At 33.8% G+C, this 18077-nt stretch carries 15 protein-coding genes and 3 rRNA genes; 16 read left to right on the top strand and 2 right to left on the bottom strand.

Going from position 1 to position 18077, the window contains the following annotated elements; all coding sequences use genetic code 11:
- Nucleotides 1-60 precede the first annotated feature (60 nt).
- From greA to ACTG45_RS19070, 14 genes are all read left to right on the top strand, one after another.
- Nucleotides 61-540: a transcription elongation factor GreA gene (greA, locus tag ACTG45_RS19135; RefSeq protein ID WP_021386470.1), complete on the top strand. Its 480-nt coding sequence runs from the start codon at nucleotides 61-63 to the stop codon at nucleotides 538-540.
- Between the two features lie 14 nt (nucleotides 541-554).
- Nucleotides 555-2084, top strand: coding sequence for a lysine--tRNA ligase (gene lysS, locus ACTG45_RS19130; RefSeq protein ID WP_479919600.1), 1530 nt, complete (start codon nucleotides 555-557; stop codon nucleotides 2082-2084).
- Nucleotides 2085-2392: 308 nt separating this feature from the next.
- A complete protein-coding gene (locus ACTG45_RS19125; RefSeq protein WP_021386474.1) occupies nucleotides 2393-2587 on the top strand; it encodes a hypothetical protein in 195 nt (64 codons plus the stop codon).
- A 295-nt stretch (nucleotides 2588-2882) separates the two neighbouring features.
- Nucleotides 2883-4385, top strand: a 16S ribosomal RNA gene (locus ACTG45_RS19120).
- Between the two features lie 282 nt (nucleotides 4386-4667).
- Nucleotides 4668-7564 (top strand): 23S ribosomal RNA (locus tag ACTG45_RS19115).
- Between the two features lie 114 nt (nucleotides 7565-7678).
- A 5S ribosomal RNA gene (gene rrf, locus ACTG45_RS19110) occupies nucleotides 7679-7795 on the top strand.
- The 16S, 23S and 5S rRNA genes sit together here, the layout of an rRNA operon.
- A 119-nt stretch (nucleotides 7796-7914) precedes the next feature.
- Nucleotides 7915-8106, top strand: coding sequence for a DUF378 domain-containing protein (locus tag ACTG45_RS19105; protein WP_021386455.1), 192 nt, complete (start codon nucleotides 7915-7917; stop codon nucleotides 8104-8106).
- Between the two features lie 179 nt (nucleotides 8107-8285).
- A complete protein-coding gene (locus tag ACTG45_RS19100) occupies nucleotides 8286-9695 on the top strand; it encodes an aminotransferase class I/II-fold pyridoxal phosphate-dependent enzyme (protein ID WP_479919599.1) in 1410 nt (469 codons plus the stop codon).
- A gap of 141 nt (nucleotides 9696-9836) precedes the next feature.
- Nucleotides 9837-10526, top strand: a complete 690-nt coding sequence (locus ACTG45_RS19095) for a dTMP kinase (protein WP_479919598.1) — start codon at nucleotides 9837-9839, stop codon at nucleotides 10524-10526.
- Nucleotides 10527-10528: 2 nt separating this feature from the next.
- A complete protein-coding gene (locus tag ACTG45_RS19090) occupies nucleotides 10529-11464 on the top strand; it encodes a DNA polymerase III subunit (RefSeq protein WP_479919597.1) in 936 nt (311 codons plus the stop codon).
- Nucleotides 11461-12354 (top strand): PSP1 domain-containing protein, encoded by an 894-nt coding sequence (locus tag ACTG45_RS19085; protein WP_021386447.1) that lies wholly within the window; start codon nucleotides 11461-11463, stop codon nucleotides 12352-12354. The genes ACTG45_RS19090 and ACTG45_RS19085 overlap by 4 nt, the downstream gene beginning before the upstream one ends.
- A gap of 79 nt (nucleotides 12355-12433) precedes the next feature.
- Entirely contained in the window at nucleotides 12434-13180 is a 747-nt protein-coding gene (locus ACTG45_RS19080) for a tRNA1(Val) (adenine(37)-N6)-methyltransferase (protein ID WP_079747087.1), read from the top strand.
- Nucleotides 13181-14014, top strand: a complete 834-nt coding sequence (rsmI, locus tag ACTG45_RS19075; protein WP_021386462.1) for a 16S rRNA (cytidine(1402)-2'-O)-methyltransferase — start codon at nucleotides 13181-13183, stop codon at nucleotides 14012-14014. It abuts the gene before it with no gap.
- A 22-nt stretch (nucleotides 14015-14036) separates the two neighbouring features.
- Nucleotides 14037-14741: an HD domain-containing protein gene (locus ACTG45_RS19070; RefSeq protein WP_479919596.1), complete on the top strand. Its 705-nt coding sequence runs from the start codon at nucleotides 14037-14039 to the stop codon at nucleotides 14739-14741.
- 187 nt (nucleotides 14742-14928) lie between these two features.
- Here ACTG45_RS19070 and ACTG45_RS19065 read toward each other — a convergent pair whose 3' ends face one another.
- On the bottom strand, nucleotides 14929-15357 hold the full coding sequence (locus ACTG45_RS19065) for an Lrp/AsnC family transcriptional regulator (protein WP_021386461.1): 429 nt from the start codon (nucleotides 15355-15357) through the stop codon (nucleotides 14929-14931).
- Nucleotides 15358-15393: 36 nt separating this feature from the next.
- The gene (locus ACTG45_RS19060) at nucleotides 15394-16824 is read right to left on the bottom strand and encodes a nicotinate phosphoribosyltransferase (RefSeq protein WP_021386454.1); all 1431 of its coding nucleotides are present in this window, start codon (nucleotides 16822-16824) and stop codon (nucleotides 15394-15396) included.
- A gap of 131 nt (nucleotides 16825-16955) precedes the next feature.
- Between ACTG45_RS19060 and ACTG45_RS19055 the strand changes: the two genes are divergently transcribed.
- Nucleotides 16956-17540 carry a nucleoside recognition domain-containing protein gene (locus ACTG45_RS19055; protein WP_479917775.1) on the top strand — a complete coding sequence of 195 codons (585 nt, stop codon included), beginning with the start codon at nucleotides 16956-16958 and terminating at the stop codon, nucleotides 17538-17540.
- A 15-nt stretch (nucleotides 17541-17555) separates the two neighbouring features.
- Nucleotides 17556-18077, top strand: coding sequence for a spore maturation protein (locus ACTG45_RS19050; protein ID WP_021386457.1), 522 nt, complete (start codon nucleotides 17556-17558; stop codon nucleotides 18075-18077).

The following is an 18077-nucleotide window of genomic DNA, read 5'->3' as shown; positions in this document are numbered from 1 at the left end:
AAATTTTTAAAATATAATTAGGAAAATTCCTAAGAAATTTGTGAAGGAGTTGTATTTATAATGGAAGAAAATAAAGAGTTTTTATTGACACAAGAGGGATATGATAAATTAGAAGAAGAATTAGAAAACTTAAAGGTTGTAAAGAGAAAAGAAGTTGCAGAGAGAATAAAGGTTGCTATATCTTTTGGTGATTTATCTGAAAATGCTGAGTATGATGAAGCTAAAAAGGAACAAGCACAAGTTGAAGAAAGAATTCTAAAATTAGAAAATATGGTTAGAAAAGCTGTTATCATAGATGAAAGCAAAATAGACCTTAATGTTGTTACAATAGGATCAATAGTTAAAGTTAAGGATTTAGAATTTGACGAAGATGTTGAATATACTATAGTTGGTTCGACAGAAGCAGACCCATATGATGGAAAAATATCAAACGAATCTCCTGTAGGGAAAGCACTTTTAGGAAGAGCTGTAAAAGAGGTTGTAGAAGTGCAAGTTCCTGATGGAGTTGCTAAGTTTGAAATATTAGAAATAAGAAGATAATCTGGAGGAAAAAAATGAAAAATAATCAACAAAGCAATGAAGAAGCACAAATTCAAGAAGACCTTAGTGAAGTACTTCAAGTAAGAAGAGATAAACTAAAAAAATTACAAGAATCAAATAGAGACCCTTTTAAAGAGAGTAGATATGATAGAACTCATTATTCTGCTGAGATAAAAGATAATTTTGATTCTCTTGAAGGTGAAACTACAAAAATAGCAGGACGTATAATGAGTAAGAGAATACAAGGTAAGGCTGGTTTTATAGATATTCAAGACCAAGAAGGAAGAATTCAATCTTATGTAAGATTAGATGCTATAGGGGAAGAAGAGTATAGTGTATTTTCAACATATGATATTGGAGATATAGTTGGAATTGAAGGGGAAATCTTTAAAACTAAAAGGGGAGAAATATCTGTAAAGGCTAAATCTGTAGTATTACTATGTAAATCTTTACAAGTACTACCAGAAAAATATCATGGATTAAAAGACCAAGAATTAAGATATAGACAAAGATATGTTGATTTAATAGTAAACCCAGAAGTAAAAAATGCTTTTTTAACTAGAACAAAAGCATTAAAAGCATTGAGAACATACTTAGATGATAGAGGATTTTTAGAAGTTGAGACTCCAATATTAAACACTATAGCAGGTGGAGCAAATGCTAGACCATTTATAACTAATCATAATACTTTACATATACCAATGTATTTAAGAATAGCTAATGAATTATACTTAAAGAGACTTATTGTTGGTGGATTTGATAAAGTTTATGAAATGGGAAGAATGTTTAGAAATGAAGGTATGGATTTAAAACACAATCCTGAATATACTGCAATAGAACTATATCAAGCATATGCTGATTATACTGATATGATGGAAATAACAGAAAATGTTATCGCACATATGGCTGAAGTTGCTACAGGAAGTATGATAATTAACTATCAAGGAACAGAAATAAACTTTACACCTCCTTGGAAAAGAATGAGTATGGAAGAATGTGTTAAAGAGTATTCTGGGGTAGATTTTTCTACTATAGATACAGACGAAGAAGCGTTAGAAGTTGCTAAAGAAAAAGGTATAGAAATAAAACCTGGAATGAGAAGAGGAGAAGTAATAAATGCTTTCTTTGAAGAATTTGGAGAAGATAAATTAATCCAACCAACATTTATAACTCATCATCCAGTTGAAGTATCTCCATTATCTAAGAGAAATAATGAAGACCCAAGAAGGACTGATAGATTTGAAGCATTTGCTAATAAGTGGGAATTAGCTAATGCGTTTTCTGAGCTTAATGACCCAATTGACCAAAAAGGAAGATTCATGGATCAATTGAGAAAAAGAGAATTAGGTGATGATGAAGCTTTTGAAATGGATGAAGACTTCTTAAAAGCATTAGAAGTAGGTTTACCTCCTACAGGAGGATTAGGAATCGGTATAGATAGAGTAATTATGTTATTGACTAACTCTCCATCTATAAGAGATGTATTATTATTCCCTACTATGAAACCTATTGATAATAATCCAAATAAAGAAGAAGAGAACTAAAAAATATAAGCATTCTATCAAGTTTTAAATAAAGTATAGCTGTTAAATTAGCAATAAATAGCTTTATTTTATTTAAAATGTCAATGTAGAATGCTTTTTATATATTACAAATAAATTTTTAGATATTTAATTTATAAATTACCAACAAATATTACAAAATGATATTAATTTTTGTTGATTGAGATTTTATATTTAGAAAATATGATTGAAAGTAATTTATTATGAAAATATTTAGAATAATTTTTGGGAAGGGAAATGGAATAATTTCTGAGAATACTATATATAAAAAATTATTGGGGGAATGTCTGATGTTTCAAGTAATTGATTTTTTATGTTTATTTTGTGTTGGATTTTTAGTTCTTGATGTTATGGTATATTTTTGTAAAGATGCAATGGATATTTTTGAAGGTACAACTAAGGTTAATAAAGTTAAGAGTATAAATGTTTGGGCAGATAGAGTCAGAGCTAATTCATATTCTTATGAAAATAAAATTGCAAAATAGGTAAAACTATATATGCAGGTATTGCTTGTAATATCAAGGGTTATATCTATTAGTTTTAATTAAATTGATTAAAAAAAACAAAGAGCTATAACCTTTTTAAAAATAAAAAATAAAAAAATATTGAAAAAGTGTTGACGAATCATTTTTAAGATGATATAGTATTACTTGTCCTTAAGAAAAGGGCAAACATGAAAAATGAACTTTGAAAATTAAACAGTAGGTTAATTTATAAAACAAGAAACAAACCATAAAGCCAGATATTTTGATAACAATAGTATCTGAGCCTGATAAACTTTTATTTGAGAGTTTGATCCTGGCTCAGGATGAACGCTGGCGGCGTGCCTAACACATGCAAGTTGAGCGATTTACTTCGGTAAAGAGCGGCGGACGGGTGAGTAACGCGTGGGTAACCTACCCTGTACACACGGATAACATACCGAAAGGTATGCTAATACGGGATAACATATTTGAGAGGCATCTCTTAAATATCAAAGGTGAGCCAGTACAGGATGGACCCGCGTCTGATTAGCTAGTTGGTAAGGTAACGGCTTACCAAGGCGACGATCAGTAGCCGACCTGAGAGGGTGATCGGCCACATTGGAACTGAGACACGGTCCAAACTCCTACGGGAGGCAGCAGTGGGGAATATTGCACAATGGGCGAAAGCCTGATGCAGCAACGCCGCGTGAGTGATGAAGGCCTTCGGGTCGTAAAACTCTGTCCTCAAGGAAGATAATGACGGTACTTGAGGAGGAAGCCCCGGCTAACTACGTGCCAGCAGCCGCGGTAATACGTAGGGGGCTAGCGTTATCCGGATTTACTGGGCGTAAAGGGTGCGTAGGCGGTCTTTCAAGTCAGGAGTGAAAGGCTACGGCTCAACCGTAGTAAGCTCTTGAAACTGGGAGACTTGAGTGCAGGAGAGGAGAGTGGAATTCCTAGTGTAGCGGTGAAATGCGTAGATATTAGGAGGAACACCAGTTGCGAAGGCGGCTCTCTGGACTGTAACTGACGCTGAGGCACGAAAGCGTGGGGAGCAAACAGGATTAGATACCCTGGTAGTCCACGCTGTAAACGATGAGTACTAGGTGTCGGGGGTTACCCCCCTCGGTGCCGCAGCTAACGCATTAAGTACTCCGCCTGGGAAGTACGCTCGCAAGAGTGAAACTCAAAGGAATTGACGGGGACCCGCACAAGTAGCGGAGCATGTGGTTTAATTCGAAGCAACGCGAAGAACCTTACCTAAGCTTGACATCCCAATGACATCTCCTTAATCGGAGACTTCCCTTCGGGGACATTGGTGACAGGTGGTGCATGGTTGTCGTCAGCTCGTGTCGTGAGATGTTGGGTTAAGTCCCGCAACGAGCGCAACCCTTGTCTTTAGTTGCCATCATTAAGTTGGGCACTCTAGAGAGACTGCCAGGGATAACCTGGAGGAAGGTGGGGATGACGTCAAATCATCATGCCCCTTATGCTTAGGGCTACACACGTGCTACAATGGGTAGTACAGAGGGTTGCCAAGCCGTAAGGTGGAGCTAATCCCTTAAAGCTACTCTCAGTTCGGATTGTAGGCTGAAACTCGCCTACATGAAGCTGGAGTTACTAGTAATCGCAGATCAGAATGCTGCGGTGAATGCGTTCCCGGGTCTTGTACACACCGCCCGTCACACCACGGGAGTTGGAGACGCCCGAAGCCGATTATCTAACCTTTTGGAAGAAGTCGTCGAAGGTGGAATCAATAACTGGGGTGAAGTCGTAACAAGGTAGCCGTATCGGAAGGTGCGGCTGGATCACCTCCTTTCTAAGGAGAATTGCCTACTGTTTAATTTTGAGGGTTCGTTTTTACGAATACTCAAAATTTGCACTTTAAGCAACAGAATAAGCTGAGCGCATGCGAAGTTTGTTTGTTGGCGACGTGCGTTAGCACTTTAAGCAACGGGATTTATCCGTTGGCGCTGTGCGCTAGCACTTTGAAAACTGCATATATATTTAGTGATATGACATCTAATTTGTAATATATAAAGCTGATAACTTTTTAAAATTATCAAGTTGATAGACTTTAATCTATCAAACCTTTTTAACTGGTCAAGTTATTAAGGGTGCAGGGCGGATGCCTTGGCACTAGGAGCCGATGAAGGACGTGATAAGCTGCGATAAGCTTCGGGGAGTTGCACGTAAACTTTGATCCGAAGATTTCCGAATGAGGAAACTCACTTAGAGTAATGTCTAAGTATCATTAAGTGAATACATAGCTTAATGAGGGGAACTCAGGGAACTGAAACATCTAAGTACCTGAAGGAAGAGAAAGAAATTCGATTCCGTAAGTAGCGGCGAGCGAACGCGGAATAGCCCAAACCAATAAAGTTTTCTTTATTGGGGTTGCGGACATATCATAACGAAGAGGTATCGTAATTGAAGAGGTTTGGAAAGACCCACCACAGAAGGTAATAGTCCTGTATGTTAAACGAGAAGACTTCAGATATGATCCAGAGTACCACGGGACACGTGAAACCCTGTGGGAAGCAGGAGGGACCACCCTCCAAGGCTAAATACTACCTAGTGACCGATAGCGTATAGTACCGTGAGGGAAAGGTGAAAAGAACCCCGGGAGGGGAGTGAAATAGAACCTGAAACCCTGCACTTACAAGCTGTGGAAGCACATTTCTTGTGTGACCGCGTACTTTTTGTAGAACGGGCCAACGAGTTACGTTAAGTAGCAAGGTTAAGCACTTAAGGTGTGGAGCCGTAGCGAAAGCGAGTTTTAACTGAGCGTTCAGTTACTTGACGTAGACCCGAAACCGGGCGACCTACCCATGAGCAGGATGAAGCGAAAGTAAAATTTCGTGGAGGTCCGAACCCACGAGCGTTGAAAAGCTCGGGGATGACTTGTGGGTAGCGGTGAAATTCCAATCGAGCCCGGAGATAGCTGGTTCTCCCCGAAATAGCTTTAGGGCTAGCCTCAAGGTGAGAGATACGGAGGTAGAGCACTGAATGTCCTAGGGGGTATTGCACCTACCGAAGACTATCAAACTCCGAATGCCGTCATCTTATACTTGGGAGTCAGACTGTGGGTGATAAGATTCATAGTCGAAAGGGCAACAGCCCAGATCGTCAGCTAAGGTCCCTAAATGTAAGTTAAGTGGTAAAGGATGTGGGATTGCACAGACAACCAGGATGTTGGCTTAGAAGCAGCCACTCATTCAAAGAGTGCGTAATAGCTCACTGGTCGAGTGATCCTGCGCCGAAGATTTCCGGGGCTAAAACTTACTACCGAAGCTACGGCATCATTATGATGGGTAGGGGAGCTTCCCATACGGGTTGAAGCATGACCGTAAGGACATGTGGACAGTATGGGAGTGAGAATGTTGGCATGAGTAGCGAGATGTGGGTGAGAATCCCACAGGCCGTAAACCCAAGGTTTCCAGGGGAAGGTTCGTCCGCCCTGGGTTAGTCGGGACCTAAGCTGAGGCCGAAAGGCGTAGGTGATGGACAACAGGTTGATATTCCTGTACTACCGATAACCGTTTGAGAGATGGGATGACACAGTAGGATAAGCTAAGCACACTGTTGGTTATGTGTGCCCAAGCATTGAGGCAGTCAGAGTAGGTAAATCCGCTTTGATAATGCTGGGATGTGATGGGGAGCGAAATTTAGTAGCGAAGTAGCTGATTTCACACTGTCAAGAAAAGTCTCTATCGAGGTTAAAGGTACCCGTACCGCAAACCGACACAGGTGGGTGAGGAGAGTATCCTAAGGCCCGCGAGAGAACTGTTGTTAAGGAACTCGGCAAAATGACCCCGTAACTTAGGGATAAGGGGTGCCACCATCCGGTGGCCGCAGAGAATAGGCCCAAGCGACTGTTTACCAAAAACATAGGTTTCTGCTAAGTCGCAAGACGATGTATAGGAGCTGACGCCTGCCCGGTGCTGGAAGGTTAAGGGGATCTGTTAGAGCAATCGAAGCAGTGAACTTAAGCCCCAGTAAACGGCGGCCGTAACTATAACGGTCCTAAGGTAGCGAAATTCCTTGTCGGGTAAGTTCCGACCCGCACGAAAGGCGTAACGATTTGGGCACTGTCTCAACAACAGACTCGGTGAAATTGTAATTCCGGTGAAGATGCCGGATACCTGCGACAGGACGGAAAGACCCCATGGAGCTTTACTGTAGCTTGACATTGGGTCTTGGTACTACATGTACAGGATAGGTGGGAGGCTTTGAAACCAGGACGCCAGTTTTGGCGGAGCCATCCTTGGGATACCACCCTTGTAGTACTGGGACTCTAACCATAGGCCATGAATCTGGTCTTGGGACACTGTCAGGTGGGCAGTTTGACTGGGGCGGTCGCCTCCCAAAAGGTAACGGAGGCGCTCAAAGGTTCTCTCAGTACGGTCGGAAATCGTACGTAGAGTGTAAAGGCAAAAGAGAGCTTGATTGCAAGACATACAGGTCGAGCAAGGATGAAAATCGGACTTAGTGATCCGGTGGTTCTGCGTGGAAGGGCCATCGCTCAACGGATAAAAGCTACCCTGGGGATAACAGGCTTATCTCCCCCAAGAGTCCACATCGACGGGGAGGTTTGGCACCTCGATGTCGGCTCATCACATCCTGGGGCTGTAGTAGGTCCCAAGGGTTGGGCTGTTCGCCCATTAAAGTGGTACGCGAGCTGGGTTCAGAACGTCGTGAGACAGTTCGGTCCCTATCCGTCGCAGGCGTAGGAAATTTGAGAAGACCTGTCCTTAGTACGAGAGGACCGGGATGGACGTACCTCTGGTGTACCAGTTGTTCTGCCAAGGGCATGGCTGGGTAGCTATGTACGGAATGGATAAGCGCTGAAAGCATCTAAGCGCGAAGCCAACTTCAAGATAAGATTTCCCACCGCAAGGGTAAGACCCCAGAAAGACTATCTGGTTGATAGGTCGAAGGTGTAAGTGCAGCAATGTATTTAGCTTATCGATACTAATAGGTCGAGGACTTGACCAAATTATTTGATGTCCATTCAGTAAAATATATATGTAGTTTTTAGAGTGCTAACTCTAAAGAAACTAGTATTACTAGATTCTAATAACTTAATAGAAATATTAAGCATAAAGATTATGTGGTTACAATAGCAGAGAGGATACACCTGTTCCCATTCCGAACACAGAAGTTAAGCTCTCTAGCGCTGATGGTACTTGGTGGGAAACTGCCTGGGAGAGTAGGACGTAGCCACGTAATTTTTTTATTTTTTGTAAAAAAAAACAAAAAATATGTATTTCTTTTTTCATTTCGGGAAAACTAAACACAGGAATTATGGACTATTATAAAAATTTAATTCTTGAGGAGTGATAGAAATGAAAAAAGTTGCTTTAATTTTAGCTATAATCGGTGCTCTTAACTGGGGAGGAATTGGTATCCTAGGTACAGATTTAATAGGTAGTATTTTTGGTGGAACATATGAAATGGTAAGTAGAATAATATACTTCATTGTAGGTTTAGCTGGATTATACTTAATACCAAGCTTAATGTCTGATGATAGAGAATAATTTAATTTATACTTTTATATTAAATACCTCATTCTAAATATTTAGGATGGGGTATTTAATTTTATAAAAATCTTAATTTGTATCTTTTTTAATGGTAAAATAGATAAGAATTGAAGTTTTTAAAAAGATGTATTATGAAAAAAGAAATACTATGTGAAAAAAGGAGTATTATATAATATATGTTTATAATTAATGAATTAAGTAAGATTGTAGATGAAGAAGTGATATCTTTTCATATGCCTGGTCATAAAAAGGGCAGAATTTATGAGAAATTAGGATATAGAAATGTATTAGAAAATTTGTATAAAATGGATACTACTGAAATATTAGGAACAGATAACTTGCATTCGCCAGAAGGGATTATAAAGAGTTCTCAGAAGAAAGCCTCAAGAGTATTTAAAAGCGATTATACATATTATCTAGTGAATGGAAGTAGTTGTGGAATACAGTCCGCGATAATGTCAGTGTGTACTCCTAAAAGTAAAATAATTGTAAATAGAGATTGTCATCAGTCTGTTATAAATGCATGTATTTTGGGAGATATAGATATAGAGTATATTTCTTGTGAGATAAGTGAAGATACGAATGTCTTAAAGGGAATATCCATAAATAATGTAATTGATGTAATGGATAAGAATTTAGATGCAAAAGCAGTGCTTCTTACATATCCTACATATTATGGAATGACATATGATTTAGAATATATTTGTAATTATGCACATGATAAAAAAATGGTGGTAATAATAGATGAAGCACATGGTGCTCATTTAGGTCTTAGTGATAGACTTCCTAAAACAGCTCTTGAGCAAGGTGCAGATATAGTTGTGCAGAGTACTCATAAAACACTTCCATCATTTACCCAATCATCAATGATACATATAAAAGGAAATAGAATTGACATAGATAAACTTTTAAATATGTTGAGAATCACAGAATCTTCAAGTCCTTCATATATATTGTTATCTTCTTTGGAATTAGCAATAGATATATATGAAAATAGGGGACAAGAACTAATGAAAGAGCTTTTAAATAAAATTAGAGTTTTTAAGAATAATATTAACAAAAATATTGAGATATACGATACAAATGATAAAACAAAAATATTTATATCTTCTAAAAATATAGGTCTAACAGGTTATGAACTAGAAAATATTCTAAGAAATAAATATAATATACAAGTAGAATTATCTAATTATTATGGAGTTCTTTTAATATGCACGATAGGAAATAGTACTAATGATTTCAATAGTTTAGAAACAGCATTGAACAATATTGTAAAAGAAGACTTTAAATTTACAAAGTTAGAAAATAAAAAATATCCCACTCTTATTCCAAAGAAAATATTAACACCTAGAGAAGCATTTTATAAAACTAAAAAAAATGTTAAAATATATGACAGCATAGGTAAAGTCTGTGGTGAGTGTATAGTACCATATCCACCTGGAATAAGCATAATATCTCCTGGAGAAATTATCAGCAAAGAAATAATAGATTATTTAATATTCTGTAATTCTAAAGGTATGGTTGTAAGTGGATTAAAAGACATAGATTTAAATTTTATAGAAGTAATAGATTTAGAAAATATTTAAATTTATAATACAAAGTTTAGAATTATAATGCGAAGTAAAAAACTTATAGTTGTAATAAGTAATGTATAGAATATTTATATAAAGTTGTCTAAATAAAAATTATATTAAAAAGTAAAAAGTGTTTGTATGGAGGATATGAAAATGAAAGGTAAGTTAATAATTATAGAAAGTGGTTCAGATGCAAGTGGAAAGGCAACTCAGACAAAAAGATTATATGAAAGATTAGAAAAAGAAGGCTATATGATTAAGAAGGTAGAATATCCAAATTATGAGTCTCCATCATCTGCTTTGGTAAAAATGTATTTAAAAGGAGATTTTGGTAAAAATGCCTCAGATGTAGACCCATATATAGCATCAACTTTTTTTACTGCAGATAGATATGCTTCATTTAAAACCGATTGGGAGAAGTTTTACAATGAAGGTGGAATAATTATCGCAGATAGATATACAACTTCTAATATGGTACACCAGGCTTCTAAAATGGATGCTTCTGATAGAGAAGAATATTTGAACTGGTTAGCTGATTATGAATTTAATTTATTTAAGATACCACAACCTGATTGTGTTATATTTCTAGATGTCCCTATTAAGTTTAGTGAGAAACTTATGGAAAATAGAAAAAATAAGATTACAGGAGAAGAAGAAAAAGATATTCATGAAAGTGATATAGAGTATTTAAAGAAATCTTATAATAATGCTTTATACATAGCAGATAAATATAATTGGAAAAAAATAAATTGTGTTTCAGATAACGAATTGAGAAGTATTGAAAGTATACATAATGAAGTTTATGAAATAGTTCTTGATTCAATAAAATCTATGGAGAGATAAATATGTATTTTGAAAATATTATAGGGCAAAGTTTTGCAAAGAAATATTTAACAAATTCTATAAAGAAAAATAAACTTAATAATGCGTATATGTTTGAGGGAATAGATGGGATAGGGAAAAAGAAGTTTGCTGATGAACTATCCAAGCTGTTGCTTGACTATGTAAATCTAGAAAACAGTCCAGACTATGTACTCATAAAGCCAGATGGAAATAGCATAAAAATAGCTCAAATCAGAAGTTTACAATCAGACATAGTAATAAGACCTCATAAGGACTATAAAATATATATAATTAACAATGCTGAAAAAATGACTGTAGAAGCCCAAAATGCACTTTTAAAGATACTGGAGGAACCTCCAAATTATGCTATAATAATCTTAGTCACAAACAACAAAGAATCTTTATTAGAAACTATAAAATCTAGATGTGATATAATAAAGTTCTCACCTATACCAATGCAAGATTTAAAAAATTATTTGATGAATGCAGGTATAGAGGAAGAAAGAGCTCAACTGTTGGCTACTTTTTCAAGGGGAAGTATTGAGAATGCTTTAAATCTATCTCAGTCTACTGAGTTTTCAGTGATGAGAGAAGATATACAACAGTATATTCAAGTAATGTTAGATAAAAACATAGTAGAGATTCTAAACATACCAAATAATATGGAAAAATACAGAGGTAAGATTATAAGTTTATTGGATATTATGATAAACTATTTTCGAGATATTATCCTATTAAAAGAAAATGTTAATAAAAATATGCTAATAAATGTAGATAAGCTAGTTTTTATTCAAAATATGAGTGGAAAAATTAGTTATTCTCAATTGTCTAAGATTATTGATATAATAGAAGATGCAAAGAGTAAAATAAAGAGCAATTGCAATTTCAATATAAGCATACAAGTTATGTCTTTAAATATATACGAGGTGATTAAATGATAAAAATAGTAGGTATAAGGTTTAAAAGTGCAGGAAAAATATATTATTTTGACCCTGTTGATTTTAATATAGAGCAAGAAATGGATGTAGTTGTAGAAACTGCAAGAGGTTTAGAGTATGGAAAAGTAGTAGTAGGGCCAAAAGAAATGGATGAGAGCGAACTAGTTTCCCCTTTAAAACCAATTATAAGAATAGCTACAGAAGAAGATAAAAAAATATATCTAGAAAATAAAGAAAAGGCAAAAGAAACCTTTGAATTATGCCAACAAAAAATAAAAGAGCATGAGTTAACAATGTTTCTAATAGATTGTGAATATACTTTTGATAGAAATAAATTGATTTTTTACTTTACAGCAGAAGGAAGAATAGACTTTAGAGAACTTGTAAAAGATTTAGCTGCTATATTTAAAACGAGAATAGAGCTTAGACAAATTGGTGTTAGAGATGAAGCAAAATCCATAGGAGGTCTAGGACCTTGTGGTAGAAAACTTTGCTGTTCATCATGGTTGGGTGATTTTCAACCAGTTTCAATAAAGATGGCAAAAGATCAAAGCTTATCTTTAAATCCAACAAAAATATCTGGAATATGTGGAAGATTGTTCTGCTGTTTAAAATATGAGCATGATGTATATAGTGAGGCAATAGAAAAAATGCCTATTGTAGGTGCACTAGTGCAATCAGATGATGGAAAAGGAAAAGTTGTAGAAGTAAATCCTCTATTAGAGCAAATTAAAGTAGAGTTTCAGGATAAAACAGTAAAGATATATACAAGAGAAGAGATAAAAATACTTAGAGAGCCTAAAAAATGTGATGGCTGTGGCGGTAAATGCAAAGATAATGATGGATTAGATGAAGCCACACTAAGAGAGTTAAAGAAATTAGAAGATTAAATTTAAGGTAGGGCTTTTCCTACCTTTTTTAAAGCAAATAATACTTGAGGTTATTAATATTTGAGGAGATTTTATGAACATGCAATTAAAAGATTCAGAAAGAATAGATGATTTACAATTAAAAGGTCTTAGACTTATACAAGATACTAATGGATTTTGTTTTGGTATAGATGCAGTTTTATTAGCTAATTTTACTAAAATAAAAAAAGATGCTAAAGTTGTAGACCTAGGTACAGGAACAGGAATCATACCTATTTTAATAGCAGGAAAAAGTGAAGCTAAAAAAATTATTGGTGTAGAAATACAAGAAGATGTATATGAAATGGCAACTCGTTCTGTAAAATTAAATAATTTGGAAGAAAGAGTTGAGATTATAAATGAGGATATAAAATCTATAGATAAAGTTTTAGATATAAATGGTTATCATGTAGTTACATCAAATCCTCCATATATGCATATCGATGGAATAAAAAATCCAAATGATAAAAAAGCAATATCAAGACATGAAGTAAAGTGTAATTTAGAAGATGTAATCAAAGCTGCATCTAGATTAGTTATGCCTAGAGGAAAGTTTTTCATGATACATAGGCCAACAAGGTTGGTTGATATAATAACTTTAGGGCGAAAATATAAACTAGAGCCAAAAGTTATCCAATTTGTACATCCAAGACCTAAAAAAGCACCTAATTTGGTTTTAGTTCAATTTGTAAAAGATGGAAGACCAGAGCTTAAAATATTAGACCCATTGTATGTTTATGGAGAAGATGGGAATTATACAAAAGAATTAAAAGCAATATATAATAATGAAGATATAGGAGAGTTATAGATGAGTGGGAAATTGTACATATGTCCAACACCAATAGGAAACTTAGAGGATATAACATATAGAACTTTAAGAGTATTAAAAGAAGTGGATTTAATTGCAGCAGAAGATACAAGACATAGTATAAAGCTTTTAAATCATTTTGAAATCTCAAAGCCTTTGACTAGTTATCATGAACACAATAAAGATTCAAAGGGTGATTATTTAATAAATAAACTAATTGATGGCGAAAATATAGCCTTGATAAGCGATGCAGGTATGCCTGGTATATCTGACCCAGGAGAAGAAATAATAAAACAAGCTATACAAAACAATATAGAAATAGAAGTTTTACCAGGTGCAACAGCATTTGTAACTGCTTTGGTTGGTTCTGGTATGGATACACATAAATTCGTTTTTGAGGGCTTTTTAGATAGAGATAAAAAAGTTAGAAAAGGGCAACTAGAAGAAATAAAAGAAGAAAGTAGAACTATAATTTTTTATGAATCACCACATAGATTGAAGGATACACTAAAAGATATGTTTAAGATTCTTGGAAATAGAAAAATTTCCATAAATAGAGAACTTACAAAAAAATATCAAGAGATAATCAGAGAAGATATAGAAACTGTTATAAAAATATTTGATGAAAAAGAAGTAAGAGGTGAGTTCGTATTAATCGTAGAAGGATTTCATGGTGAAAAGTCAAAAAAAGAAGATTATGATGCTCTTACAGACAGAGAATATGTTTTAAAACTAATTGAAAGTGGTATGAACAAAAAAGATGCAATAAAAATAGTTTGTAAAGATAGAAAATTAAAAAAGGATGTAGTTTATAAACAAGTCCTGGATTTATAAAACCTGAATCTGAGGTGATTTTATGGAAATAGAAAAAATTATAATAGAGAGTTTAAATAGAAAAGATACACACAAAACGTTTGTAGAGTTAGATGAAAAGGAAGAACTAGAAAAAATAATACCTAAAGTAAAATGTATGAAGTCTGTAGGAGAATGTAAGTATCATGTTGTTAATTGCTTTGAACACTCTATAAATGCATTAAGAGAATTAGAAATAGTGTTAAATGATAAAGCTTTTTTTCCAATACATTTAAGAGAACATGTATCAAATTATTTAAATGTATGTATTGGGGATGGTATAAATAAGTTACATGCACTAAAGTTAGGAATATTTCTACATGATATAGGTAAGCCTGATAGTATGACTTTAGATGAAACAGGAAGAGTTCATTTTACAAATCATGAAAAAATAGGTGCTCAAATAATAGACAATATGGGGATAAAGTTAGATTTATCAACAGAGACATATAAACTTATAAGCAAATATGTAAGATATCACATGATACTGCTATCCTTGTATAAGAAAAATGATTTGAGTAGAAAAGAATTAATTAATGTATTTAATCTAGTGGATGAAGATACTATAGGCATAATACTTCTTGGATATGCAGATATAGTTTCTACAATAAAACTATTAGATAAAAGTGAAGAAGTGAGTGTGTTAAAGACATATATGGAATACATTCTAACAAATTACTTGTATAAGAGTAATTATACACATGTATAAATTTAGTTAACATAATTGAATTTTAAATGGTTAGATAAAGTTTAAAATATGTAGATTTCAAAAACATAAAAGAAGTTGTCTTTGTTATAAAATTATGAAAGACAACTTTTTTTATATCAAAAATTGGAATCTCATTAAGAATACTTAATGGTCTATTAGTCAATAAACCATTAGTATTTAACTTATATTACAATATTGATTTTGCTTGTATTGGTGTTGATAGTATAACAGAGGTCTTAGTAGAGCCTATTTTCTTTATAGTATCAATCACATTTTCTAATTCGTACATATCTTTTACAATGACTTTTAAAAGTAAGCAATCATCACCTGTTATATGGTGACATTCTACAATTCTAGGGTCCTTTCCAGCTGATTCAATGAACTCTGTATATCCATTACTTGGAAGAGAAATATGAATAAATGCCTTTATAACTCTACCTAATGAATCTGGGTTAACAATAGCCTTATATCCTTCTATAACACCAGATTCTTCTAATCTTTTGACTCTTTCTGAAACTGCAGGAGAAGTTAAACCAACTATTTTTCCTAAGTCCTTCATAGAAATTCTCCCATCATCCTGTAAAATTTCTATGATTCTATAATCTGTAACATCCATAAATAAACAGTCCCCCTTAAATAAAAATAATTAATGCTATAAAACTTTTTTAGAATCTATCATTTTTGTTTTTAAATACCAAAGATTTCTAGATAAATCAACCTTATAAATGTGTGGTTTTGAAAGTCTTTTGTATTGTTCCCAGATAGTACTTAATTCATATTGTACATGATTTTTTATTTCAAGAACAGGTTTTTTATTATATTTGCATATTCCTTTTATATACAATGGTTTAAGAAGCTCTTTAACTTTATAGTTTGTAAATATCTTCGTTTTCCATGTATATGTAGGATGGAAGATTTCTAAAGGTTTAGATTCATCTATAACTTCATCATGTAACATAATTAAATCTGCCTCTGCTTTATTGTCTTCGTTATATATTCTTATAACTTTCTTGTAACCAGGATTATTTATTTTCTCTGGATTTTCAGAAATTTTTATCTTAGGTTCAAGAGTTCCATTTTCACAAGATGCAGCTAATTTGTAAACTCCTCCAAGAGAAGGTGAATCGAAAGATGTAATGAGCTTTGTGCCTACTCCCCATGAATTTATAGTAGCTCCTTCTGCTTTAAGTGATGATATAGTGTATTCATCAAGGTCATTAGATGCAGTAATGCTAATATCTGAAAAACCAGCACTATCTAATTGTTTTTTTGCTTCTTTAGATAAATAAGCTAAATCTCCAGAATCTAGTCTTATACCCATAGGTTTGTATCCTTTTTCGGAAATATTTTTAAATACTTTTATTGCATTAGGTACACCACTGTTTAATACATCATAAGTATCTACAAGTAGTAAGCATTTGTCTGGATAAACATCAGCATATGCTTGGAATGCATCAAGTTCAGTATCAAATTTTTGTACCCAACTATGAGCATGTGTACCAATTATAGGTATATCAAACATTTTCCCAGCTAATACATTTGCAGTTCCAGTACAACCACCAACTACAGCAGCTCTAGCACCATATATACCTGCATCTGCACCTTGTGCACGGCGTAATCCAAATTCAAATACAGGGTCTCCTTGAGCTGCAAAACAAACTCTAGAGGCTTTAGTAGCAATAAGAGATTGAAAATTGACTATTGTCAACAATGCTGTTTCAATAAGTTGAGCTTGATATAAAGGTGCCTTAACAGTAATCAATGGCTCATTAGGAAACATGATAGTTCCTTCTTCAACAGCATATATATCTCCTGTGAACTTAAATTCTTTTAAAAACTTTAGAAACTTATCAGAAAATAAATTTAAGCTTTTTAAGTACTCTAAATCTTCATCTGAGAAATGAAGATTATCTATGTATTCAACAACCTGATCAATACCACAAACTATAGTATACCCTCCATCACAAGCGTTTTTTCTAAAAAACATATCGAATACAACAATGTCTTCGTGAATATTTTTTTCAAAATAGCCATTTAACATAGTCAGCTGATATAAATCAGTAAGAAGTGTTAGATTTCTCATTATTTCTCTCCTTAATTATTATTAAATATTAAAAATTATAAAAACTCCCACACTTATACTAAAACATAATATAGTACAACTTTCAAGTATAAAGTATTACCTAACTATCATAAAATTATTTAAAGAGGAGGATGATTAGGATAGGAAAAATATGGTTTTATATGGTATCAATAGGAATAATAGGAAGTTTGATTTCTAAAAATATGGGTGAATTAAATAAAGTTATATTAAGTGAAACATCAAAAGGTATAGAATTTGCAATAAGTCTAGCTGGTATAATGGCACTTTGGATGGGTGTAATGAATATTGCAAAAGAATCAGGTCTAATCGAAAAGATAGGCCAGAAATTAAATCCTATAATGAGAAGATTATTTCCTTCTATTCCAAAAGGTCACAAAGCAATGTCTTATATAGTTATGAACATTGCTTTAAACATGCTGGGTGCTGGAAATGGTGCAACAGCATTTGGTTTAAAGGCAATGAGTGAGCTTCAAACTTTAAACAACAAAAAAGATACAGCAACTAATGATATGATTATGTTTATGGTAATAAATATATCATCTATACAAATAATTCCATTTACCATAATTAAATTAAGGATGGATATGGGAGCTCAAAATCCAAGTGAAATAATTTTTACAACCTTATTTGCAACCATTATATCTACAGTAATAGCGATAATAACATGTAAATTTTTTCAAAGAAGATATAGATAAAGGGGATGTAGATATATGGAAGTGTTTTCAAACTTACTTATACCAATAATAATTTTGTACATAGTAGTTTATGGTAAATATAAAAAAATAGATGTGTATGATAGTTTTGTAAAAGGGGCAATTGATGGGCTAAAGGCAGCATGGGATATTCTACCATATATAATAGGAATATTCCTGGCAATAGGAATATTCAAAACAGGTAAAGGTCTTGATATGTTAGAATGGTTATTTACACCAATAGCTAATATGATGAGTATACCAAAAGAATTAATAGGTCTAATAAGTGTAAAACCTTTATCTGGAAGTGGTGCTTTAGGTATGTATAGTGAACTTGCAAATAGGGTTGGAATAGGTAGTTTAGTAGAAAAAATGGGTGCTACAATTGTAGGTTCTTCTGAAACTATCTTTTATACAATGGCAATATACTATGGAAGTCTAAAGATAAAAAATACTAGGCATACATTGTCATGTGCTATGATTAGTCATGTAGCTGGTGTTATAGCAGCTGTTTTTATTTGCTATGTAATATTTGTATAA

This window comes from Clostridioides sp. LIBA-7602, assembly GCF_056688945.1.
Note: the sequence above shows the minus strand (reverse complement) of the source record. Positions and strands in the feature narration are given on the sequence as shown.

What these genes read in the sequence shown, in the direction of transcription:
- ACTG45_RS19060 (WP_021386454.1), bottom strand. Translation starts at nt 16,824, where the DNA reads ATGAGAAATCTAACACTTCTTACTGATTTATATCAGCTGACTATGTTA.
- ACTG45_RS19085 (WP_021386447.1), top strand. Translation starts at nt 11,461, where the DNA reads ATGATAAAAATAGTAGGTATAAGGTTTAAAAGTGCAGGAAAAATATAT.
- greA (WP_021386470.1), top strand. Translation starts at nt 61, where the DNA reads ATGGAAGAAAATAAAGAGTTTTTATTGACACAAGAGGGATATGATAAA.
- ACTG45_RS19080 (WP_079747087.1), top strand. Translation starts at nt 12,434, where the DNA reads ATGCAATTAAAAGATTCAGAAAGAATAGATGATTTACAATTAAAAGGT.
- rsmI (WP_021386462.1), top strand. Translation starts at nt 13,181, where the DNA reads ATGAGTGGGAAATTGTACATATGTCCAACACCAATAGGAAACTTAGAG.
- ACTG45_RS19125 (WP_021386474.1), top strand. Translation starts at nt 2,393, where the DNA reads ATGTTTCAAGTAATTGATTTTTTATGTTTATTTTGTGTTGGATTTTTA.
- ACTG45_RS19050 (WP_021386457.1), top strand. Translation starts at nt 17,556, where the DNA reads ATGGAAGTGTTTTCAAACTTACTTATACCAATAATAATTTTGTACATA.
- lysS (WP_479919600.1), top strand. Translation starts at nt 555, where the DNA reads ATGAAAAATAATCAACAAAGCAATGAAGAAGCACAAATTCAAGAAGAC.
- ACTG45_RS19055 (WP_479917775.1), top strand. Translation starts at nt 16,956, where the DNA reads ATGATTAGGATAGGAAAAATATGGTTTTATATGGTATCAATAGGAATA.
- ACTG45_RS19070 (WP_479919596.1), top strand. Translation starts at nt 14,037, where the DNA reads ATGGAAATAGAAAAAATTATAATAGAGAGTTTAAATAGAAAAGATACA.
- ACTG45_RS19105 (WP_021386455.1), top strand. Translation starts at nt 7,915, where the DNA reads ATGAAAAAAGTTGCTTTAATTTTAGCTATAATCGGTGCTCTTAACTGG.
- ACTG45_RS19065 (WP_021386461.1), bottom strand. Translation starts at nt 15,357, where the DNA reads ATGGATGTTACAGATTATAGAATCATAGAAATTTTACAGGATGATGGG.
- ACTG45_RS19095 (WP_479919598.1), top strand. Translation starts at nt 9,837, where the DNA reads ATGAAAGGTAAGTTAATAATTATAGAAAGTGGTTCAGATGCAAGTGGA.
- ACTG45_RS19100 (WP_479919599.1), top strand. Translation starts at nt 8,286, where the DNA reads ATGTTTATAATTAATGAATTAAGTAAGATTGTAGATGAAGAAGTGATA.
- ACTG45_RS19090 (WP_479919597.1), top strand. Translation starts at nt 10,529, where the DNA reads ATGTATTTTGAAAATATTATAGGGCAAAGTTTTGCAAAGAAATATTTA.